We start from the raw sequence: 23273 nt of genomic DNA, 5'->3' as shown, positions 1-23273 counted from the left end.
AATTGTTTAGGATTGTAACTGTTCGGCAGGCGAGACCTAAACCATTAATAGATGAATTTATCTTAGGATAAGTGTATCTATTTGTGGTTTAGGTCTTTTTTTATTGTTCTAAACAAGACGGGAGTGAAAGTAATGGCAAATGATCAAAAAATGGCTGATGAAATACTAAAAAATATCGGCGGAAGTGGTAATGTAAAGAATTTAACACATTGTATGACACGTTTAAGATTTGTGTTAAAGGATGAGAGTAAAGCAAAAGATGAGAACATAAAAAATATTGATGGGGTAATGGGTTTACGTAAACAGGGTGGACAATACCAAGTTATCGTTGGTAATAACGTTTCACAAACATATACTGAGTTAATGAAATTAGGTGTAAGCGGTGGCGCTAAAAGTAACGAACCTGTTGAAAAGAAAAAATTAACATTTAAACAAGTTGGTATTAATATATTAGATGCTATTATTGGTACGATGTCACCATTAATTCCTGCCATTATTGGTGGGTCTATGATTAAATTATTAGCAATGCTTTTGAATATGACAGGCGTATTATCTGTTGATAGTTCAACTTATAATATTTTAAATACTATAGGAGATGCACCATTCTTCTTCTTACCAATGTTAGTCGCAGTATCTGCAGCTAGGAAGTTTAACAGTAACGTATTCTTAGCACTCGCAATAGCAGGCGTCATGGTTCACCCAGTATTTATGGAAATTATGGAAAAAGCAGCTGAAGGAAAAGAAGCAACATTCGCATTTGTTCCAGTTATGTCAGTAAAATATACGTATACAATTATTCCAGCAATTGTTATGACATGGTTGCTGAAATATATTGAAGATTTTGCAGATCGTATTACACCAATCGTAATGAAGAATTTCTTAAAACCAATGTTAATCTTATTAATTGCAGCACCTATTGCAATTATTATTGTTGGACCTACGGGTATTTTAATAGGTACAGGGTTATCTGAAATTGTATTCTTTGTACATGATAAATTAGGATTCTTAGCAGTAGCAATTGTTGGTGCGTTATGGCCATTATTAGTTATGACAGGTATGCACCGTGTGTTCACACCAACGATTGTTCAAACAATTGCAGAAACTGGTGAAGAAGCTATGGTTATGCCATCTGAGATTGGTGCAAACTTATCTCTTGGTGGGGTTTCACTTGCAGTAGCACTTAAGACAAAAAATAGGGAATTAAGACAAACATCATTAGCAGCAGCGTCATCTGCAATTATCGCTGGTATTACTGAACCTGCATTATATGGGGTAGCGATTCGACTAAAACGTCCAATGATTGCATCAGTTATTACAGGCTTTGTGGCAGGTGCAGTGGCCGGTTTAGCAGGACTTGCGAGTCATTCTATGGCAGCACCTGGACTATTTACGAGTGTTCAGTTTATAGATCAAGATAATCCAATGAGTATTTTATGGGTAGTTGTTGTAATGGTATTATCAGTTGTACTGTCATTTATTTTAACTTTAGTGATTGGATTTGAAGATATTCCAGAATCAGAAGATGAATTATTAGATTTAGGTACGAAAGATAATATTACGGTTGCTTCACCAATTGAAGGTATAATCAAACCAATTTCAAGTGTGCAAGATGATGTCTTTAGTAGAGAAGTAATTGGAAAGAGTATCGCGATTGAACCAACAGGTAATACAATATATGCACCAGTAACGGGTACAGTGACTTCAGTCTTCCCTACTAACCATGCTATTGGTATTACTGGTGATAGTGGAATAGAAGTATTAATTCATGTAGGTATTGATACAGTGAAATTAAATGGTGAACCATTCACAACTGCAGTTGAACAAGGAGACCATGTCAATGTTGGTGATGTAGTTGGAACATATGATTTAGCTCAAATTATTGAAGCGGGTTATGATCCTACAACAATCGTAGTCATTACAAATACAGAAGACTATGAATCTATTACATCATTTGACAGAGCGGACGTTGAAGCATATACATCAATATTAGGAGCGGTTAAATCATGACAATAAAGACTTTTCCAGAAAATTTCCTTTGGGGTGGTGCTATAGCAGCCAACCAAACTGAAGGTGCATGGACTGAAGGTGGCAGAGGGTTAAGTAATATAGACTTAATCCCTCATGGTGCTAATCGACGAGACATTAAAATAGGAAATAAAAAATCCGAACTAAGTGATGAAGAATATTATCCAAGCCATACTGGTATTGATTTTTATCATCATTATAAAGAAGATATTGCGATGCTTGCTGAAATGGGATTGAAAGTTTTTAGAACATCTATTTCTTGGAGTAGAATTTATCCGAATGGTGATGAATCAACACCGAATCAAGCAGGTATTGATTATTACACTGATTTATTTAAGACATGTAAAGAACATAATATGGCGTTACTCGTAACACTTGCACATTTTGATATTCCGATGGGGATTGTTGAAAAGTACAACGGTTGGAAGAATAGAGAAACAATCGATTTATATGTTAAATTTGCAGAAACATGTTTTGAAAGCTTTGGAGAATACGTGAACTATTGGATTCCATTTAATGAAATCAATGTTGTGTTACACAGTCCATTTTCAGGCGGTGGCTTAAACTTTGATGAAACTGAAAATAGAGAAGAACTATTATATCAAGCAGCACATTATATGTTAGTTGCAAGTGCTAAATCTGTAGAAAGTTGTCATCGTATCACACCGAAAGCACAAATTGGTTGTATGATCGCAGGCGGTAGTTTCTATCCTTATAGCTGTAACCCAGAAGATGTTTGGCAATCAATGAATGATGAGAGAACAAATACATTCTTTGTAGATGTACAAGCAAAAGGAAAATATCCTTATTACATGGATGCATTCTTTAAATCTAAAGGAATCAATATTGAAATCAGTGAAAGTGATAAAGAAATATTAAAGCAAACCGTTGATTTTGTCGCGTTTAGTTATTATGCATCTCGAACATCTATTGCAGATATATCAAGAGTAGAAGCAAACGAAGGCAACATTATTGTATCCGCCAAAAACCCTTACTTAAAAATGAGTGATTGGGGATGGGTCATAGATCCACTTGGATTAAGAATTACAATGAATCAAATATATGAAAGATTTGAGAAACCACTATTTGTCGTAGAAAATGGATTAGGAGCAAAAGATAAAATAGAAGCGGACGGTACTATACAAGATGATTACCGAATTGATTATATGCAACAACACATCGACGCAATGTATGATGGCATACAAGATGGCGTACCACTACTAGGTTATATCAGTTGGGGAATTATTGATTTAGTATCAGCATCAACAGGCGAAATGAGTAAACGATACGGTATGATTTATGTTGATAAAGATAATGCTGGTAACGGAACATTAGAACGAAGAAAGAAAAAATCATTTGATTGGTATAAACAAGTGATAGCACAAAATGGAATAGAAATAAATTGATGAGTTAAGGCAAAACTTCTGGATTGCGCAGAAGTTTTGCTTTAATATTTTTACCTAAAATTATTCAAAATGGATTTAAAGTTTCCTTTTCAGCACTAACATTCCCATGGGTCACTACGGCAGCTTCATTATACAATGTGAATCATAAAATTTATTTTATTGATATATTATCTAACGGTTTCAATGTGCTATTCGTTATAGAAATTATATGGGCAGGAATCATCGTGCTCTATGTCCTATACAAATATATGATGTTCTTAATTACTAAAGATGTCGTTTATAGTTAAACTGATCATTTATTATATGCTCTCTACCTTGATAAATAAATTGAGGTAGAGAGCTTTTGTATTAATTGTCTAAATATTAAAAAATAATCTACACTTTTTAAAATATGTAGATTATTAATAAAATTTGATATTTATTAAAAAAAGTAGTGGAAAATTACAAGACAATTATGTAATATAAAAAAGCACGATTTTTTAGACGACAAATTATTGCGAATAAAATATCATGTAAAACACAAAATAAATTATAAATTTTATTTTTGTGATATTTATTAACTTAATTACGGGAGATTTATTCTAAATAAAAAATATGGAGGTAGGGTTTTTGAACAATAAAAAGAACAACAAACGACTTGATTTTTTGCCTAATCGCATTAATAAGTACTCAATTCGTAAATTTTCAAACGGGATAGCATCAGCACTTGTAGGTGCATTAATGGTCATTGCATTATCAAATGATAATAAGGCAGAGGCATCGGAAGAACAGCAAGTAGTAGATTTCAATAAGGTTCATCAAGAAAGTAATAATGGGAACGTTGAAATATCACCAGCTAGAGAAGAAATAAAGCCAAGCATAGATCAAAAAGCTAGTGAACCAGTACAAGAAACAGAAGATGTGAAACCGGAAGTAAGCTCGGAAGATAATAAAGCAGTACAAGAAACAGAAGCAGTAAAACCAGAAGTAAACACAGAAGATAAAGAAGCAGTACAAGAAACAGAAGCAGTAAAACCAGAAGCAAACACAGAAGATAAAGAAACAGTGCAAGAAACAGAAGCAGAAAAACCAGAAGTAAACACAGAAGATAAAGAAGTAGTACAAGAGACAGAAAAAGTAAAACCGGAAGTAAACACAGAAGATAAAGAAGCAGTCCAAGAAACAGAAGAAGTAAAACCGGAAGTAAACACAGAAGATAAAGAAGTAGTGCAAGAATCAGAAGAAGTAAAACCGGAAGAAAAACCAGAAGACAATAAAGTAGTTCAAGATAAAGAACAAGAAAAACCAGAAGTAACTACTAAAGAAGAAGAACAATCGAATGAAACAACAGTGAAAAAAGAACCAATTCAAGTAACAGAAGAAAAATCGAAAAGTAGAAGCAATACGCCTTCTGAGAAAAGCACTGTTTCTCAACCTGCTAGTAGAAACGAGAAAATAGTGAATGGTTTCTATACAGAGAACAACATTGGCAAAGATGACCAAGCTAAGATTAATAAATATTTACCTAAAAATATAAGTGAATTATCAGAAGAAGAAATTAAAAAGCAAATTTTGATGCTTGCTTTGAAATATAATGTTCTGAAAGAAGAGACTACACCAACTGTAACAACAAGTTCTGTAAAAAAAGAAAGTTCAAGTTTGAGATCTAAAAGAAGTCTAAGTGCTAATGCAAGTGGTAATAATGTGACAAATCAAATAGATTTTACTAACACTACAATAAACGTAAAAAATAATACAGTTAAACCTTTAAATGCTGAAAGTTATAATCTTTTAACTTCGTTCAAAACTAATTCTTCAGTTAAAAAAGGTGATTATTTTATTATTAAAGGTTCTGCTAACACTATTAATGACGATTTAAATCATCAAAATTCAAGTGCACCAGTAATTAAAGATAAGAATGGCAATATTATAGCTATAGGGATATATGATCCTAAAACAAGAGAATATAAATATACATTTACTGATTTTGTAGAAGATAAAGCGAGTATTAGTGGTAGTTTGAAATTTTCACAATATATCAATAGAGATACTGTTCGAAATAATTCAAACGAAACGATTACTTATACTTTTGGTGATAATGTAGTATCAAAAAATGTTAGAGTTATTTACGAAAACGGTATTATAGAAGAAGCATCATCAAATATTGGTTCATCGTATACGCACTATAATAGCGAGACAAAAAAATACGAACAAACGATTTATATTAATCCTAAGAAAAAGAATGCATATTATTCTGAAGTGTACATTAGAGGTTACAAGAATGATTTAGGTGATAGTTCAGCCCAAATAAATTCAAATACTCAAATTGTGATTTATAAAGTTAAAAATGGCGTTGCTTTAAATGACAGTTATTACAATGATGCTGAGAATCTTATTGATGTAACTGATCAATTTTATTTTACAAATTATCAAAATGCTGTTGGCATAAACTTTGGTAATATATATGGCACAACATATATAATAAAAGTAATCTCTAAAGAAAATGAAGCGGTCAATAAAGACTTAATACAGTCAGTAGATATGCACTCTACAAGTCAAAATGGAATATATAACTCAGTGAGTTTTTATAACTATATTGAATTAACGGATAACTCAGCAGAAGGTGAAGGAGAATCCCAATCAATAAGCGAATCGATCAGTGAAAGTATATCTATAAGTGACTCAGAGTCAGTTAGTGAAAGTGAGTCGTTAAGTGAGTCAGAATCAATTAGTGAAAGTGAATCATTAAGTGAGTCAGAATCAATTAGCGAAAGTGAATCATTGAGTGAGTCAGAATCAATTAGTGAAAGTGAATCAATTAGTGAAAGTGAATCATTGAGTGAGTCCGAATCAATTAGCGAAAGCGAATCATTGAGCGAATCCGAATCAATCAGCGAAAGTGAATCATTGAGCGAATCCGAATCAATCAGTCAAAGTGTGTCTTTGAGTGACTCAGAGTCAGTTAGTTTGTCACAGTCAATAAGCGAATCAGAGTCTATAAGTGAGTCAGAATCAATAAGCGAATCAGAGTCTATAAGTGAGTCAGAATCAATAAGCGAATCAGAGTCTATAAGTGAGTCAGAATCAATCAGTGAATCTGAATCTATAAGCGAATCAGAGTCTATAAGTGAGTCAGAATCAATCAGTGAATCTGAATCTATAAGCGAATCCGAATCAATCAGTCAAAGTGTGTCTTTGAGTGACTCAGAGTCAGTTAGTTTGTCACAGTCAATCAGCGAATCAATCAGCGAATCTGAATCTATAAGCGAATCCGAATCAATTAGTGAGTCAGAATCAATAAGCGAAAGTGAATCAATTAGTGAGTCCGAATCTATAAGTGAATCAGAATCAATCAGTGAATCCGAGTCTATTAGCGAGTCCGAATCTATAAGTGAATCAGAATCAATCAGTGAATCGGAATCTATTAGTGAATCGGAATCTATTAGTGAATCGGAATCAATTAGTGAATCGGAATCAATTAGTGAATCGGAATCAATTAGTGAATCGGAATCTATTAGTGAATCGGAATCTATTAGTGAATCGGAATCTATTAGTGAATCGGAATCTATTAGTGAATCGGAATCTATTAGTGAATCGGAATCAATTAGTGAATCGGAATCAATTAGTGAATCCGAATCAATCAGCGAGTCTGAATCAATTAGTGAGTCAGAATCATTAAGTGAATCAGAATCAATAAGCGAATCAGAATCTATTAGCGAATCAGAATCAATAAGCGAGTCAGAATCAATAAGCGAGTCAGAATCAATTAGTGAGTCAGAATCGATCAGTGAATCGGAATCAATCAGCGAGTCAGAGTCAATCAGTGAATCAGAATCAATTAGCGAGTCCGAGTCATTAAGCGAATCCGAATCAATCAGCGAGTCAGAATCAATTAGTGAGTCAGAATCATTAAGTGAGTCCGAGTCTATTAGTGAATCAGAATCTATCAGTGAATCAGAATCAATAAGTGAATCAGAATCAATTAGCGAATCTGAATCTATAAGCGAATCAGAATCGATCAGTGAATCGGAATCTATTAGCGAAAGCGAATCAATAAGTGAATCAGAGTCAATCAGTGAGTCAGAATCTATTAGTGAGAGCGAATCATTAAGTGAATCAGAATCAATTAGCGAGTCCGAGTCATTAAGCGAATCAGAATCATTAAGCGAGTCGGAATCTATCAGTGAATCAGAATCAATAAGCGAATCGGAATCTATTAGTGAATCCGAATCGATCAGCGAAAGCGAATCATTAAGTGAATCCGAGTCTATCAGTGAATCGGAATCTATTAGTGAGTCAGAATCAATTAGTGAAAGTGAATCATTGAGTGAATCAGAATCAATAAGCGAATCAGAATCAATTAGTGAGTCAGAATCGTTAAGCGAATCCGAGTCAATTAGCGAATCAGATTCATTAAGTGAGTCCGAATCAGAACCAAATAGTGAGAGTGAATCATTAAGCGAGTCCGAATCAATTAGTGAATCAGAATCTGTTAGTGAAAGTGATTCTTATAGTGAGTCAGAGTCTATTAGTGAGAGTGATTCATATAGCGAATCAGAGTCTATTAGCGAGTTCGAGTCATTGAGTGAGTCCGAATCAATTAGTGAAAATGACTCATTAAGTGAATTTGAAACTTTATCTTCGGATGCTTTAAATGAGGATGATGAGATTTCTAACACGAATAAACAACAAGATGATCACAACAAAGATCATGGTAATAAATTGCCAGATACAGGTGAGGTTGCTACTAATAATGGATTGGTTTCTGGCCTTGCCGCGCTTGCTGGTATTGCTTTATTAAGAGGTAGACGTAGAAAAAATACGGATAATAATTAATTTATATTGGTGGATTTCTTCAAGTAAGGAAATTTATTAGGGGCTGGGACAAGGAAATGTCTCAGCCTCTAATATTATATTGTTAGTAGATGAATAGATTGAATATGCGCTTATATCTAGTTTTTATAAGAAAATTTCAAAACCAAAACTTATATTTTAAATATAAAAAATAAATTGATAATTAATAGATATGTTGTATAATTTATAGACATTGTTGAGTTGAAGTATTTTTAAATGGATATTTAGTTAAATGAGATGTTTAATTAAAGCTTACAAAGAAAAGGGATGAATTTTTTTGGAAACAAGAAATTTAATTATAGAAACTGCAAAGGAATTATTAGTTGAAAGGGGATACCATGATTTAAAGGTAGCTGATATTTGTCGAACTGCTGGTTTAGGTAAAGGGACTTTTTATTACTATTTTGAACATAAAAGCCAATTAATCGATATTATCGGTATGATGTTAATCAACGAAATAGAATATCAAATTAATCAACTAGATAATCAGAAAAGCACTGATGCTATGATTATTGATCTTTTTAATATTTTTATAGATTTTTCGATTGAAAAACGACAAATAATGAATAATTTATTAGCTGCTACGAGTGAAAGTGAATGGATGAATAGTTTGCGTACAGGTTATAAGCCATTTAGAAAAGTTATTGCACTTAAGTTGTTTAACGATGAATCAGCAAGCTCATTATTTAAAGTAAAATATATAATGGGGATTGTAGATTTTTATATTAAAGAAGAGATTTTAGATAATAATATTGCTAAAGATGACCGTATTTTATCGGTTTATATAAAAATGATCATGAGTGGAATCGATTCTGTTTCTGAAAACGACTTTAAATAATAAAAAATTTTTAATTTAGTGTATATTTTCCATAAAATTTATTGTATAATCTAAAAGGTTTGTATTTAGCAAATAAATAAATTTGTTAAATACTAATTTTTAGAATATAACTGACTCGTGGTCAGTAATCATAATTTTAAAAAGTAAGAAGGTAAATAAAATGAATAATGTTGATATAAGTAAAGAAGAATTAGAACGACTTAATAAAGAAATTGAAGATGAATTACGTGAATATGATTTTAAAAAAGAGAAAAAACAAGAAAAGAAACAATTCTTTACTCTAAAGTTTATGTGTACATTCTTTTTAGTGATTTTAATGGTATCAAGCTTAGTTAGATTGTTTATATAATACAAAACTGATAAAAATATAAGGTGAGGTGATACAGGTGACAGTTTATAATATTAATCTTGGAATTGGATGGGCAAGTAGTGGTGTTGAGTATGCGCAATTATATAGAGCGCAGTTATTAAGAAAGTGCGAGCAAACGATTAAATTCGTCTTTTTAGACTTTATTAAAAATGAAAACATTCAAACATTAACTGAGAATATAGGATTTAAAGATGATGAAATAATATGGTTGTATCAGTATTTTACAGATATAAAAATTGCACCTACAAGTGTGACAATTGAGGAAATTACTAGTCAATTACATTCAGAGGTTACAAAAATTGAAGATAAAGGCAAAGTGAGACGCATTTATTACAATAGTGATCATAACTATATAAATTGTCATTTAAAGAATGAAGACAGTGATATTGTCGATAGAGTTGAATATATTTCTAGAGGAAAGTTAATTAGAAGAGATTATTACTCGTATGTTCGAATCTTATCAGAATACTATGCGCCTGAAGATAATGCTGCAAAGTTATATATGAGAACTTTTTATAATGAAGATGGCTCAATTGCTTACAATGAATATGTAAATGAAGATGAAAGCATGTTTGTCTTTAAAGATAAAGTGCTATATACGAAACAAGATTTTATAACTTATTTTTTAGAAAAACTTAATTTAACTGAAGAAGATTTACTTATAGTTGATCGTTCTAAAGATATTGGACAGACAGTGGTTCAAAATAAAGGTGCAGCACGTTTAGGTATCGTGATTCATGCTGAACATTATAATCAAACGGCGACTAATGATTCTAATATTCTATGGAACAATTATTATGAATATGTATTTATGAATGCACATGAAATAGATTTCTTTATTACTGCTACCGATATTCAAAACCAACTATTAGCTGAGCAATTTGAAAAGTATTACCATAAGTATCCTAAGATATATACAATTCCAGTTGGGAGTTTAAGTACTTTAGTTAAACCAGAGCAACGAAAGCCGTATTCAATTATTACAGCTTCAAGGTTAGCAAACGAAAAGCATGTAGATTGGTTAGTGAAAGCAGTAGTGAAAGCAAAAGAAACAATTCCAGAAATTACGTTTGATGTTTATGGCGAAGGTGGTCAAAAGCGTTTATTGAAGGATTTGATTAAAGAAAATAATGCAGAAGAATACATTCAACTACAAGGTCACGTTAACTTAAGCCAAGTATATAAAGACTATGAATTGTTCTTATCAGGTTCTACAAGCGAAGGTTTTGGATTAACATTGATGGAAGCGATAGGATCAGGACTAGGAATGATCGGATTTGATGTGAATTATGGAAATCCTACTTTTATCAAAGATGAACAAAATGGTTATTTAATACCAATTAATTTAAATGAACAAAAAGAATCAGAAATTGTAAATCATATCGCAGACGGTATTGTTCGATATTTTGAACAGGACACGCATCGTTTTACCCAAGTATCTTATGAAATTGCAGAAAAATTCACGCAACCAGTTATAGCACAAAAGTGGAAAAAGCTAATTAGTGAGGTGTTATATGATTAATTTATTTGATGTTTTTGATAAAAAAGCGATCGTTTTATATAATTCATTCAAACATGCTGGTAATCAACGAACAACGATTGTTATTGAAGAAAACGGATTTTTACCAGATGGTGTATTAACGCCTTATCAATTTTTTGCGAATAATCCTACTTCAACAATAAGTCCTTTATTTTTTAATGAAGTGACAATTCCGAGATTTTGGACGATTGAAGGTAATAATAATACAGCATTTATTAAAAATGTTGATGAAGTTAAGGCACGAATTATATATAAGAAGAATTATAAACAAAGAATTGTAGAGCGTGTGGAATGGTTGAATAAACGCGGACATACGCAATATATAGATTACTATAATAAATTTGGATTAAAATACGCGCAAGTCGTGTTAGATGTTCAAACTCAAAAGAGAATTTTGAAAAGGTATTTCAACCATAACAATGACTTATTTATGATAGAAAACTTTATAACAAATGATATTACGCTAAATTGGAAGAATAAAGAATACTTTTTCCATTCAAAAATTCAGTTTGTGAACTTTTATCTTAAAGTAGCACAATTAGAAACTGAAGATTTCATGATTAATTCACTTTCAATACCATCAGCAGTGCTTAACGGATTAGCTGGTCCTGGAAATGATCAGATTTTCTGGCAAGGTGATATTACAGAAAATATCATCAGTCATTTGGAAAAAGCATTAGCAAAAGAAAAAAGACAATATAAACTGTTGCTACCTAGTCAGTCATCTTATGAAAAAGCTCTATCATTAATAGATGGAAAATATAAAGATCGAATTCACCAAGCTGGTTATGTTTATAAATTTATAAAATCTAATCAACATTCAAATCAAGTATTAACATTGACCAACTCGGATCAATTGCCACATATTGAAGAAATTATACAATCACATCCAGAACTAGAATTTCATATCACAGCGTTAACTGAAATGTCTATGAATTTAATGAAATTGAATCAATATCCAAATGTAAATTTATATCCAAACGCACGAAGAGAAAAGTTTGTTTCACTTTATAAAACATGTGATATTTATTTAGATATAAATAAAGGAAATGAAATATTAGATGCAGTAAGAGCAGCATTTGATTATCAATTATTAATCCTAGGATATAACGAACTCGCACATAACAAGGATGTCACAGCAGAGCATAACTTGTTCGACATAGAAAGTTACGCAGCCTTAAGCACGACACTAGAACAAATAAGCACAGACCAATCAGTGTTAGATCAACGACTTCAATTGCAATTACAAACAGCAGGATCCATTAACACAACAGAATTTATTCAGTCATTGGAGAAGTGATTCTTAATAACTTGATTAATCTTTCTAATTAGCTAAACTTGTAATTAACATGTATATAAGAGGTGTATTAATATGATGTTTATTGCTGCATTTATTCCAGTATTTATTATAGGCTTTATTGTCTTAGCTATATTTGAAGAGAAAAAGAAAAATCGTAAATAATATGTGATGTTAGGAAGCGGAGGTTGAACAATTGTCTGTTTTTTCTATAGGTCATTATGATTATGAGTTAGATACATTTATGCAAATGTTGGAAGAAGCTAACATAACTATGATAGCTGATGTTCGAGCATTTCCTAATAGTAAACGTCACCCTCAATATAATCAAGAATCATTTGAAAAATGGTTAGAAAATCACCATATAAAATATCAACATATGCAGCTATTAGGTGGACGCCGAAAGCAATCACAAGAAATTGGTGATTCTCTAAATGAAGGATGGGACAATCAATCATTTCATAATTATGCAGATTATACATTAACAGATGAATTTAAAATTGGTGTTAATGAATTAATTGAAATGAGTAAAGAAGAAACAGTAGCAATACTGTGCGCTGAGCAACATCCATCAAGATGTCATCGATTAATTATAAGTAATTGGTTAGTAGCACATAAAATAGAAGTGAACCATATTATATTTAATAGTAAAGAAGGCATTAAAGTCGTACCACATCAATTAGGAAAATGGGGTGCCATGCCAATTCTTGAAGATGATGGAGAAGTAGTTTATCCTAAGCAAACTTAACAAGTTGGAATGAAAAGTAATATGTGAAAATATAGATTATAGAAGTATCGTGCGATTCGGATGGATTTGAACTAAAACGCACGATATCTTTGGAGTCTTCGTGCGATTCTCCGAGATTTTCAAATTATAATACAAATTGACATTAAATTACTGTCATGGTATTTTGTTTACTGACATAGTTTAATTGTTCGTTATGGATTGTTACTGACTCGATCAGGCATTACCATGGTAATTATACTTTTGTATTATAAGGCATTTTTAATAGATGGGAGAATGACCTTTGAAATATATCACAGCTTTTAATAACAATGTGGCATTAGTTAAAGATTCTTCTGGGTTAGAATGGATTGTTATGGGCACAGGTGTAGGATTTAGAAAAAGCAAAGGCGATTTAATTGATGATTCAATTGTACGTCGAAAGTTTGTTGCTGAACAATCACCAGATAGAAGGCCATTTTTACAAGTCCTAAGTGATATTGATTCAGATGTATTAGATGCTTCTGTTGAAAGTATCAAAAATGCTGAATCCCAACTCAATGTTACATTTAATAATAATATTTATTTAACTCTCGCAGACCATTTGAATTTTGCAGTGAAACGTGCGCACGATAACATTGATTATCCTGACATGAATCGTTGGGAAGTTAAAAATTTATACCCGAAAGAGTATGAGGCAGCACAAGAAACAATACGACTTATCTTTGATCGTCTTGATGTACTTCTTCCTAAAAGCGAAGAAACATTTTTGTGTTATCACTTTGTGAATGCACAGCAAAAGCAAAGAACACAAATTGAAGAGACACTCAAAATGACTGAGGTTATAAATCGTATTATCAAAATTGTAGAATATCATTTTCAAATCAGTCTTGATAAAGATTCATTTAACTATACACGATTTATTACGCATTTAAGATATTTCTTTATCCGTCAATTTAAACAAACGATGACAGATGATGAGGACATGGATCAAACAGTTCTAGAAGCAGCAAAGAATAAGTACGAAAAAGCCTATCAAGCAACAGAAAAAATTGCTGCACTATTTAAACAAAAATATAATTGGACAGTTTCATCGAATGAAAAATTATATTTAACGTTACATATTTGGCGTGTGACAAATCAACAAAGAAGTGAATAGCTCGTATGGATTGTTACTAATGATACATTAGGCATTACCTAAATAGACTAAGTTTACAGGACTTAGCTCTATTTAGGTAATTTTTTTTGGATAAAATGAAATTTTAAAAAATAAGTTATAAGCATATTGAAGGAGGAATAAAAAAATGGCTACTACAAAAGACATGGCACAACAAGTATTAGATAAAATAGGCGGCTCGAGCAACATTAATCAAGTTTGGAATTGTGCCACTCGATTAAGATTTAAATTAAAGGATGAAGACAAGGTAGATATAGAAAAAGTTAAAAATATTGATGGTGTAATGGGTGCGCAATTTTCCGGTAATCAATTTCAAGTGATTATTGGAAATCGTGTATCAGATGTGTACGAGGAAATAGATAACATGGTGGGTAATCAAGGTGATGGAAATTCGGAAGATAAACAAGGTATTGTATCTTCTATTATGGACTTTATCTCAGGCGTATTTACACCGATATTACCAGCATTAGCAGGCGCAGGTTTATTAAAAGGTCTTCTTGCGGTATTTGTAACAGCTGGTTGGATGTCACCAAAGAGTGATACATATTTTGTTTTAAATGCTATAGGAGATAGTATATTTTACTTCTTACCATTCTTCTTAGCGGTTTCTACAGCTAAAAAAATACGCACAAATGAATATTTAGCGCTAGTTGTTGCAGGTACATTTATGTATCCAACATTTATGGAATCATTTAGTAAAATGAGTGAAGGTGGTCCTAAATCACTTGATTTTCTAGGATTAGGATTTTTCAATATACCGTTTGCAAGTTATGCAACAACAGTAATACCGATTATTATTAGTGTGATTTTCTTGAAGTATGTATATAACGCAGTGAAAAAAGTGATGCCTTCAGCTTTACAATTAATGTTTGCACCTATGATTGCATTTTTAATTGTTATACCACTTTCTTTATGGTTAATAGGACCATTAGGTAATGGATTAGGTGCATTATTGGCCGGTGCATTTACTTGGTTATTCGATTTCTCAGGTCTTTTTGCAGGATTGTTAATTGCAGGTTTAATGCCACTTATTGTAATGACGGGTATGCATTATGCGCTAGCTCCAATAGCGATTACAAGTTTAACAACAATTGGTTTTGACAACATGGTTGGACCAGCATTTTTAATCAGTAATGCTGCTCAAGCTGGTGCTGCTCTTGGGGTAGCGATTGTGACAAGAAATAAAGATATGAGATATTTAGGTATTTCTAGTAGTTTATCTGCAGCCATTGGTATTACTGAACCAGCAATGTATGGTGTTAATATGAAAATGAAAAAGCCATTTGTGTTAGCGATTATTTCAGCATCATTAATTGGTGCATTTGCAGGATGGTATGGATTAAAAGCATTTACTATGACTGGTTTAATGGGTGTATTCGCAATTCCTATTTTCGCTAATCCATCTGGTAATATGGAAAGTTTAATTGTTGCAGCAGTGTTATATGTTTTAAGTATTTTACTTGCATGTATATTAGTTGTTATTTTCAGGTTTAAAGAAGAAAAGCCTAATGAATTAATAACAGAAGAAGTTAATGATAATCATATCGCTAATAATAATGAAGAGTCAGCGATTGATTCAAAAGCAACGACAGTATTATCGCCACTTAAAGGTAAGTTAGTTCCATTATCAAAAGTATCTGATGCAACATTTTCTGAAGAGATTATGGGTAAAGGTATTGCGATAGAGCCAGAGGAAAATAAAGTTGTTTCACCAATAGACGGACAAATTATGGTACTACCAGATTCTAAACATGCTATTGGTATTAAAGGTGATAATGGAGAAGAAATATTGATTCATATTGGTATTGATACAGTTTCATTAAATGGAGCATTTTTCAAAGATCACGTTAAAGTAGGAGATCATGTTAAAGCTGGAGATTTATTAGTAGAATTTGATCGTGAAGCGATACGAAGCAAAGATATTCAAACGGTAACAATGATTATTATAACTAATACTATGGAATATTTAGATGTACTTCCAATTAATGAGAACGGTGAAATATTTGAAGGAGAACATTTATTATCTTTAGTTAAATAATTAGAAATGGCATCACTAAAATACATTTAGGAGTGTTAGATTATGGACAGCACAATTCATGGATTCAATAAAGATTTTTTATGGGGAGGGGCTACAGCAGCTAACCAAATTGAAGGTGCATATAATGAAGATGATAAAGGAATGTCGACAGCAGATTTCGTGAAATACATTCCGAAAAATGAAAGAGGTAAGCATAATCTTTCAATGGATGTAACGGCAGACTACATTAAACAAGTAATAGCTGGAGAAACGAATGATCGATTTCCTAAGAGAGACGGCATTGATTTTTATCATCGTTATAAAGAAGATATCGCGTTATTTGCAGAACTAGGATTTAAAGTATTTAGATTATCAATCAATTGGACGCGTATCTTTCCTAATGGAGATGATAAAGAGCCAAATGAAGCGGGTCTTCAATTTTATGATAATGTCTTTGATGAATTAAAAAAATACGGCATCGAACCATTAGTTACATTGTCACATTATGAAACACCAATCGCATTAACAAATAGGTTTAATGGTTGGTATGACCGACAAATGATAGACTGTTTTACAAATTATGCAGAAACAGTATTTAAGCGATATAAAGATAAAGTGAAATATTGGCTAACATTTAATGAAATTAATGTTATTGTCCATAGTCCTTATACAGGCGGTGGCATATTAACAGAAAAAGTTTCACATAAAACAAAAGAAGAAATTGCGTATCAAGCAGTACATCATCAGTTTGTTGCAAGTGCGTTAGTTACTAAGATCGCAAAAGAAATGATGCCAGAAGCAAAAGTAGGATGTATGCTCGCACGTATGCAAACATATCCACATACGAATAATCCGGAAGACATATTAGAAGCACAACAACAAAATGACTTAAACTTGTTCTTTACAGACGTTCAAGCAAAAGGCGAATACCCAAAATATATGAATAGATATTTTGAAGAAAATAATATTCAAATAGAAAAAGAAATAGGCGATGAAGAGATACTTAAACAATATCCAGTCGATTTCATTTCATTTAGTTACTATATGACTATGACAATTTCAACTGAAAATTTAAAAAATGAAGTGTCAGGAAATATGGTCAAAGGTGGCGTGAAAAATGAATACTTAGAAACATCAGATTGGGGTTGGCAAATAGACCCAATAGGATTGCGCGTAACATTGCGTGATTTCTATAATCGATATAATAAACCACTATTCTTAGTAGAAAATGGTTTAGGTGCTTACGACAAAGTAGAAGAAGATGGGTCAATTAAAGATGAGTATCGAATAGATTACTTAAAAAAACATATTATACAAATGAAAGAAGCGGTTAAAGATGGTGTAGATTTAATGGGGTATACAGCATGGGGACCAATTGATTTAATCAGCATGTCTACATCAGAAATGTCCAAACGATACGGCTTTATATACGTTGATCAAGACGATGAAGGAAATGGAACACTAAACCGTTATAAAAAAGATTCATTCGCATGGTACAAAAATGTAATCGCAACAAATGGCGAAGAATTGTAATAGATAATTAGGAGCTGAGACAAATTAAATGTCTCAGTTCTCAGAGTGTCGACAAAGTCTTAGACTTTGCCGGCATTTTTTATGCGCATGCTTTCCGCGGGCATGTTCTCAGCCTGTAGTCTTCAAATCATGCTTTTCCCGCAGGAGTCAGCGCAAAAAAACACCAAATATTAACAAATTATTTTATAATATAGATGAAATTTTATTTAGGAGTTGATTCTATGTTAAATAGATCTACTGATAAGCGCGGCCAATATGAAATGATTTCTGTTTCTGAATTGGTACCAAAAAAATCATTTGTTAAGAAAAGTTGATAAAATATACTTATTAAAACCAAAAAAACAAACTGAACTTATAAATTTAAGTTCAGTTTGTCCACAGTCTGAAAGAAGAAGTAGAAGCTACTTCTTCTTTTTTGATCAAAGGTTGTTTTTATTTTCAATTCTTTTATTTTCGATTATTTTTACTGTATTTGTGATGATTATAGCAATTATGAAATATATTGTTTGTTGACTACTGCTGGCCCCAGATAAAATTAGTATTAATCCAATAGCTATTGCTAAAGCGATACATGAAATAGTTATTTTACCAAATTTCATTTTTAATCATCTCCTTTATTTATTTTATAACATATTTTGCGTTTCTGTTGTATTTTACTGTAGTCGTATTACTGGAGTAGAGGATATAGCTTACTTGTACGCCTTTTCCTTTTTTAGCAGCTGTTTTAAAGACGTTATTAGTATATACTGCTGTACCAAAAGTTAATGACAGAATACTTGCGTTTAATCCGGCTAAGCCGATGAAATTAGTTATAGCTTGTATATTATTAAGTTTTTTTGTTTGCTTTGCTAATGATTTTGTTTTTCCTGGTGTTATGTAGTAATTCATTTTGTAACAAGTATACCCAGCGATTCAACTTTTCATTTTTACTAATTTTGCATTTGCGGTATTAGATTCTGGTTAAATAACTGCTTATGGGCTAATAATTAGTGCTAAAGATAAAGTTAGTAAAAACCTGTTGAGAAAAAACTCCTTTTTTGACTGCACAATAAAAACATCTAATTTTGGTAATTTTTTACAAAACTATTATAACCTAAATTTCGGATAATTTTCATTAGATTTAGAAATTTTATATTTTTATTTGTTTTTAGCGTTGAAAGAAAATGGATAACGTAAGTAATTCAGAAATACTTGATATTTTGAAAATAAAAAGCACATAATGTTAAGCTATATGGAAGTGTCTTAGCATTTAAGCCAACAGATGAAGGTTAATTTAAGTTACACAAATAATGTTTACTATAATTAGTTACCAAAAAACGGATCCAAAACCCTTTTTTAGGCGGTTCATTTTCCTTATCCTCTTTTGCTGATTGATTTCCTTTTTTACCTTCATTCATTTTAACTTCAGGTATATATTTACTTCTGCCGATTGATTTTCCCCTTGTTGTTGATTGGTATTTTGAGGATTTTCAGTAATGGTGCTCAAATTTATGCAATAGAAAATAAACAATCTATTTTGCTGACTTATAAAGATATAGACTCTGAAAAGATAGAAAGTCATCTAGTCGATGAGAATGAAAGTAGTAATCAAAAGCCGTTTCCTGAAAATTCGTATACAGAAAACCAGTACATTAATAATACTAATGAAAAAATTTTGAAAGTCACTGTCTAAGTGTTGTTTTTTCTATATGAATTCCCATATTTTTATTACTAATAGCAATAATGATTAAATTTTCTGAATAGAGGATGTTGAAATGAATTCAGAATGATTTTCTAAAAAAGGCTTACCAAATTCGTTCTTACGTATCTTTATATCTTAATATGTATTTTTTTGGAAAAAAAGTATATAATGAACTAAATAGTAAAATAATGTATTCTAGCTACTTCTTGGAACTTTATTGAAAGTATATTTTTTAAAATTCGAAATAGTAGATTAAAATCATTTATAAATTCCTATTTTCTTTTGTGAATTTTAAAAACAAACAAAGTATATTAAAGATTCACTCTGAAAAAGTGTATTTATTTTTAGCGAGCGTAGAAGCTCCCACAGCTTTTAAAAATAACATTTCTAACGTAGAATCAGTAAAAAATTATATTGAAGATGTAAGAGAAAATATAGGATATAGTAAATATAATATTTATAATACATCTATATGGATACAATTAATCGATTACTGTAAGGAAACAAATCAACCTATTGACCTAGTAGCAGATAAAATTAAGCATTCATTAAAAAACATGAATAATAATAACTATTTTGAGTTATTTTAAAGTTTCTGGTGATCATGATTCTATGTTTCAAAGTTCTAATGTAAAGTTATTTGAAGGTTATTTTGAAAAAATACTAAATGAAATATTAGAAAGATTAAACGGTAATTAATATGATCCATACATCAATGACTAATAATCAATATAAAAAAACATTAATCGTAGTTATATTTTCTCAAATATTTAGTGGACTAGGATTATCAGCCGGTATATCGGTAGGTGCAATACTGGCTAAGCAGATTATAGGAAATGAGAGTTTATCCGGACTTCCTTCCATGTTATTTACATTAGGTTCAGCTTTTTTTGCTTATTTAGTTGGTAAAATTTCTGGAAATCATGGAAGAAGGATAGGTTTATCAACAGGATTTTTTATTGGTAGTTTAGGGTCTGCAGGTGTTATTTTTGCATATAAAACAAATAGTATATTTTTAATTATGTTGTCACTATTTCTATACGGAGCAGGAGCTGCAGCCAATCTCTTGTCCCGCTATGCAGGTACTGATTTAGCACCTGATAATAAAAAAGCAACTTCAATTAGTGTTGCAATGGTCTTTACAACCGTAGGTGTATTAGCAGGACCTTTTATTTTAAGTTTCATTAGTAGCAATCTCCTTCATATAGGAATAAAGGAAGAGTTAAGTGCGTTTATTTTGGCTAGCCTAGGATATTTTTTATCATTTCTAATAATTTTTATATTTATGAGACCCGATCCATTGATGCTCTCGATAAAGAAAAATAAAGAATCAAAGTTAAAAGTCGATGAAGATGTGTTAAAAGATAATAATGCAAAGAGAAATATATTGCTATCAGCACTTGTTATGATAATTGTACAGGTAGTTATGATTAGTATAATGACTATGACCCCAATTCATATGAACGGACATCATCATAGTTTGAACTCTATAAATTTGGTAATAGGAATCCACATCGCATCAATGTTCTTACCTTCATTAATCACAGGAAGAATCATCGATAAATTTGGTACGAAAATAATGATAGCTTTATCAAGTTTAATTTTTATTATCTCTACTATAATAGCAATAGTTTCTCCAGGAAGTTCTTTTTTAATGTTGTTGATATCATTAGCACTTCTAGGATTAGGTTGGAATATTGGCTTTATTAGTGGGACTACTATGCTAGTCAAATATACTAGCGGATTAAATAGAGCAAAAATACAAGGGAATATAGATATATTTATTGCATTGGCTGGAGCTTTGGCTAGTGGAGTTTCTGGATACTTTGTATTCATGATTGGTTTTTATAAATTTCTCGGACTTTTTTTGGTACTTTCTTTAGTATTGCTAGTGCTATCTTTTAATAAGGAAAAGCACAATAATACACGATCTTAAATAAAACAACAAGGAGAAAAAAATGAATGTAAATATAATTGAATTTGATGATTCTTATAAGGAAGAGTTGATAATTTTTAGTAGTAATTGATAAAGAAAAAGATTGATCTAACTTATAGTTTTTAAAGTAGGCAATTTGGTATTTTTTTGCGCTGACTCCTGCGGGAAAAGCATGATTCGAAGACTACAGGCTGAGAACATGCCCGCGGAAAGCATGCGCATAAAAAATGCCGGCAAAGTCTAAGACTTTGTCGACACCCTGGGAGCTGAGACAAATTAAAAGTCTCAGTTCTTTTTTGTGAGGCTTGAAGTGAATTGGCCGTGCTTTCTTAAGTTGGGCTAAGTGTAGAATTATGAATAATGTCTTTTACACTCTAAAAAAGATGTTTTAACAATTAATTAATTTGAAAAAGTATTTTTAAATCATATATAAAACTTTAAATATTAATTAAAATCATTATTTACAACTAAATATATATGTAATATAATTGGGGAAATGGAAAATATTGGAGGGTTTTATGAAAAAATTATGCGTATTACTTACTGTTTTATTACTTATTTCTAATGTATTTGTACATAGCAACCATGCTTATGCGCAAGACTTAACGCAACAAATAATCAAAGATATTAAAGTTGAAAAATCAGATGGTTCAACTGGAGAGTTCACTCATCGTGAAAGAGCTAAAATTTCAGTGGAATTTGGTGGTGCCAAAGTATCACCTGGTGACACAATAAATATCAGTTTACCTGAAGAACTTAAAGGATTTAATAAAACTTTTGAGTTAAAGAATGAACAAGGTGTTACGCTTGGTACGTGTGAAGTAACAGTAGATGGTATTAAATGTACCTTTAATGACAATGTAAAAAATATCGATAATGTAAGAGGTAGTTTCTTTTTTGAAGCAGAGATAAATAAATCTACAGAAGGTAAAAATAATGTTGATTTAAATTTTGGAAATACAACAATTCATAAAGAAATTATTGTAAGCAATAGTACTGGTTCAAGTGGTGAATCAGATGAAATTTTCTTTAAGAATGGTCAAATAGAACCAAATGATACTGACCATGTACAATGGACAATTAGATTTAATAATAAACAAGATTATTTTAGTCCAAATAGTCCAGCAATTATTAAAGATACATTAGGTCCAGGTCAAAAGTTAGAAGCAGATAAATTTCAGTTTTCAGTAAGAACTAAAGGACAAAATGAAGCACAGTATTATACAAAAGAAGAATTTGAAAGCAGAGGATTAGGACATGTTGAAATCAGTGGGAATGGTTTCACTGTTTGGTTTAATAATCCAACTTATAATGAATTATTGATTTATTATTCTACTGAGATTACAGATAGTAATGCAGCATCGTTTGATAATAATTCTTCAGTAACGTATATAGATAAATCAGGAAACCAAATGAGCGAAAATTCTAATGCAACTATACAGAATATTAATGCTGGTGGTAAAGCAGAAGGTGATCTTCAAAAATATAGTGGAGATCTTATAATTTCTAAAATTGGTATTGATTCTAAAGGTGATACTAAGCAATTAGAAGGTGCAGAATTTGAATTAGTTAACATCGATGGAGAAGTAGTTGGCAAAGGAACAACTGATGCTAATGGTAAATTAATTTTTAAAGATATTAAAGGTGGAACACACAAACTTAAAGAAATTAAAGTTCCTGATGGTTATAAAATTGATAAAGCCAATTTCCCTAATGACATAGTTTTAGATTTTGAAGTAAATAAAGAAATTAATTTAGAAGTTACAAATGTTGCTGATACACCTCCGGAAGAACCAACAACAGAGGAACCGACGACAGAAGAGCCAACAACAGAAGAACCGACTACGGAAGAACCGACAACAGAGTAACCGACGACTGAAGAACCGACAACAGAAG

General features: G+C 31.3%; 18 protein-coding genes. 16 read left to right on the top strand and 2 right to left on the bottom strand.

The features are described 5' to 3' along the window. Window positions 1-132 precede the first annotated feature (132 nt). The 12 genes from ascF to LQ609_RS08875 all read left to right on the top strand — a co-directional run bounded on the left by ascF (window position 133) and on the right by LQ609_RS08875 (window position 17760). A complete protein-coding gene (gene ascF / locus LQ609_RS08930) occupies window positions 133-2007 on the top strand; it encodes a PTS cellobiose/arbutin/salicin transporter subunit IIBC (RefSeq protein WP_239734608.1) in 1875 nt (624 codons plus the stop codon). Beyond that, window positions 2004-3431, top strand: a complete 1428-nt coding sequence (gene ascB, locus LQ609_RS08925; protein ID WP_078357240.1) for a 6-phospho-beta-glucosidase — start codon at window positions 2004-2006, stop codon at window positions 3429-3431. Before ascF ends, ascB begins: the two co-directional genes overlap by 4 nt. A 23-nt stretch (window positions 3432-3454) precedes the next feature. Next, window positions 3455-3718, top strand: coding sequence for a TDT family transporter (locus LQ609_RS08920; protein ID WP_239734607.1), 264 nt, complete (start codon window positions 3455-3457; stop codon window positions 3716-3718). Window positions 3719-4040: 322 nt separating this feature from the next. Then, on the top strand, window positions 4041-8246 hold the full coding sequence (locus LQ609_RS08915; RefSeq protein WP_239734606.1) for an Ig-like domain-containing protein: 4206 nt from the start codon (window positions 4041-4043) through the stop codon (window positions 8244-8246). Between the two features lie 295 nt (window positions 8247-8541). Then, a complete protein-coding gene (locus LQ609_RS08910) occupies window positions 8542-9102 on the top strand; it encodes a TetR/AcrR family transcriptional regulator (protein WP_239734605.1) in 561 nt (186 codons plus the stop codon). A gap of 160 nt (window positions 9103-9262) precedes the next feature. Beyond that, window positions 9263-9451, top strand: a complete 189-nt coding sequence (locus LQ609_RS08905) for a hypothetical protein (protein WP_078357243.1) — start codon at window positions 9263-9265, stop codon at window positions 9449-9451. Between the two features lie 37 nt (window positions 9452-9488). Further along, window positions 9489-10994 carry an accessory Sec system glycosyltransferase GtfA gene (gene gtfA, locus LQ609_RS08900; protein ID WP_208143435.1) on the top strand — a complete coding sequence of 502 codons (1506 nt, stop codon included), beginning with the start codon at window positions 9489-9491 and terminating at the stop codon, window positions 10992-10994. Then, window positions 10987-12312 (top strand): accessory Sec system glycosylation chaperone GtfB, encoded by a 1326-nt coding sequence (gtfB, locus tag LQ609_RS08895; protein ID WP_239734604.1) that lies wholly within the window; start codon window positions 10987-10989, stop codon window positions 12310-12312. Before gtfA ends, gtfB begins: the two co-directional genes overlap by 8 nt. Window positions 12313-12505: 193 nt before the next feature. Beyond that, the gene (locus LQ609_RS08890) at window positions 12506-13057 is read left to right on the top strand and encodes a DUF488 domain-containing protein (protein ID WP_115336992.1); all 552 of its coding nucleotides are present in this window, start codon (window positions 12506-12508) and stop codon (window positions 13055-13057) included. Window positions 13058-13337: 280 nt separating this feature from the next. Beyond that, entirely contained in the window at window positions 13338-14192 is an 855-nt protein-coding gene (locus LQ609_RS08885; protein WP_239734603.1) for a PRD domain-containing protein, read from the top strand. A 145-nt stretch (window positions 14193-14337) separates the two neighbouring features. After that, window positions 14338-16248, top strand: coding sequence for a beta-glucoside-specific PTS transporter subunit IIABC (locus LQ609_RS08880; RefSeq protein WP_239734602.1), 1911 nt, complete (start codon window positions 14338-14340; stop codon window positions 16246-16248). A 42-nt stretch (window positions 16249-16290) separates the two neighbouring features. Beyond that, window positions 16291-17760 carry a glycoside hydrolase family 1 protein gene (locus tag LQ609_RS08875; protein WP_239734601.1) on the top strand — a complete coding sequence of 490 codons (1470 nt, stop codon included), beginning with the start codon at window positions 16291-16293 and terminating at the stop codon, window positions 17758-17760. Between the two features lie 419 nt (window positions 17761-18179). Here the strand turns inward: LQ609_RS08875 and LQ609_RS08870 are convergent, their stop codons facing one another. Together LQ609_RS08870 and LQ609_RS08865 are read right to left on the bottom strand one after the other, a co-directional pair. Next, the gene (locus LQ609_RS08870) at window positions 18180-18359 is read right to left on the bottom strand and encodes a hypothetical protein (protein ID WP_239734600.1); all 180 of its coding nucleotides are present in this window, start codon (window positions 18357-18359) and stop codon (window positions 18180-18182) included. Between the two features lie 19 nt (window positions 18360-18378). After that, the gene (locus tag LQ609_RS08865) at window positions 18379-18648 is read right to left on the bottom strand and encodes a hypothetical protein (RefSeq protein WP_239734599.1); all 270 of its coding nucleotides are present in this window, start codon (window positions 18646-18648) and stop codon (window positions 18379-18381) included. 1077 nt (window positions 18649-19725) lie between these two features. On the opposite strand from LQ609_RS08865, the gene LQ609_RS08860 reads away from it, so the two are divergent. From LQ609_RS08860 to LQ609_RS08850, 4 genes are all read left to right on the top strand, one after another. Beyond that, window positions 19726-20031, top strand: a complete 306-nt coding sequence (locus tag LQ609_RS08860; RefSeq protein ID WP_239734598.1) for a hypothetical protein — start codon at window positions 19726-19728, stop codon at window positions 20029-20031. Continuing rightward, entirely contained in the window at window positions 20018-20140 is a 123-nt protein-coding gene (locus LQ609_RS12695) for a hypothetical protein (protein ID WP_275584148.1), read from the top strand. The genes LQ609_RS08860 and LQ609_RS12695 overlap by 14 nt, the downstream gene beginning before the upstream one ends. Before the next feature lie 16 nt (window positions 20141-20156). Further along, window positions 20157-21377 (top strand): MFS transporter, encoded by a 1221-nt coding sequence (locus LQ609_RS08855; RefSeq protein ID WP_239734597.1) that lies wholly within the window; start codon window positions 20157-20159, stop codon window positions 21375-21377. A gap of 518 nt (window positions 21378-21895) precedes the next feature. Continuing rightward, window positions 21896-23245 (top strand): Ig-like domain-containing protein, encoded by a 1350-nt coding sequence (locus LQ609_RS08850; RefSeq protein WP_239734596.1) that lies wholly within the window; start codon window positions 21896-21898, stop codon window positions 23243-23245. Window positions 23246-23273 lie beyond the last annotated feature (28 nt).

It is taken from the genome of Mammaliicoccus sp. G-M28 (assembly GCF_022386595.1).
Classification (GTDB): Bacteria; Bacillota; Bacilli; order Staphylococcales; family Staphylococcaceae; genus Mammaliicoccus; species Mammaliicoccus fleurettii.
The sequence above is the reverse complement of the archived record's forward strand: the minus strand, read 5'-3'. Positions and strand labels throughout refer to the sequence as shown.

Coding starts and splice junctions, on each gene's coding strand:
- ascB (WP_078357240.1), top strand. CDS start 2,004: ATGACAATAAAGACTTTTCCAGAAAATTTCCTTTGGGGTGGTGCTATA.
- LQ609_RS08855 (WP_239734597.1), top strand. CDS start 20,157: ATGACTAATAATCAATATAAAAAAACATTAATCGTAGTTATATTTTCT.
- LQ609_RS08850 (WP_239734596.1), top strand. CDS start 21,896: ATGAAAAAATTATGCGTATTACTTACTGTTTTATTACTTATTTCTAAT.
- LQ609_RS08870 (WP_239734600.1), bottom strand. CDS start 18,359: ATGAAATTTGGTAAAATAACTATTTCATGTATCGCTTTAGCAATAGCT.
- LQ609_RS08875 (WP_239734601.1), top strand. CDS start 16,291: ATGGACAGCACAATTCATGGATTCAATAAAGATTTTTTATGGGGAGGG.
- gtfB (WP_239734604.1), top strand. CDS start 10,987: ATGATTAATTTATTTGATGTTTTTGATAAAAAAGCGATCGTTTTATAT.
- LQ609_RS08905 (WP_078357243.1), top strand. CDS start 9,263: ATGAATAATGTTGATATAAGTAAAGAAGAATTAGAACGACTTAATAAA.
- ascF (WP_239734608.1), top strand. CDS start 133: ATGGCAAATGATCAAAAAATGGCTGATGAAATACTAAAAAATATCGGC.
- LQ609_RS08865 (WP_239734599.1), bottom strand. CDS start 18,648: ATGAATTACTACATAACACCAGGAAAAACAAAATCATTAGCAAAGCAA.
- LQ609_RS08880 (WP_239734602.1), top strand. CDS start 14,338: ATGGCTACTACAAAAGACATGGCACAACAAGTATTAGATAAAATAGGC.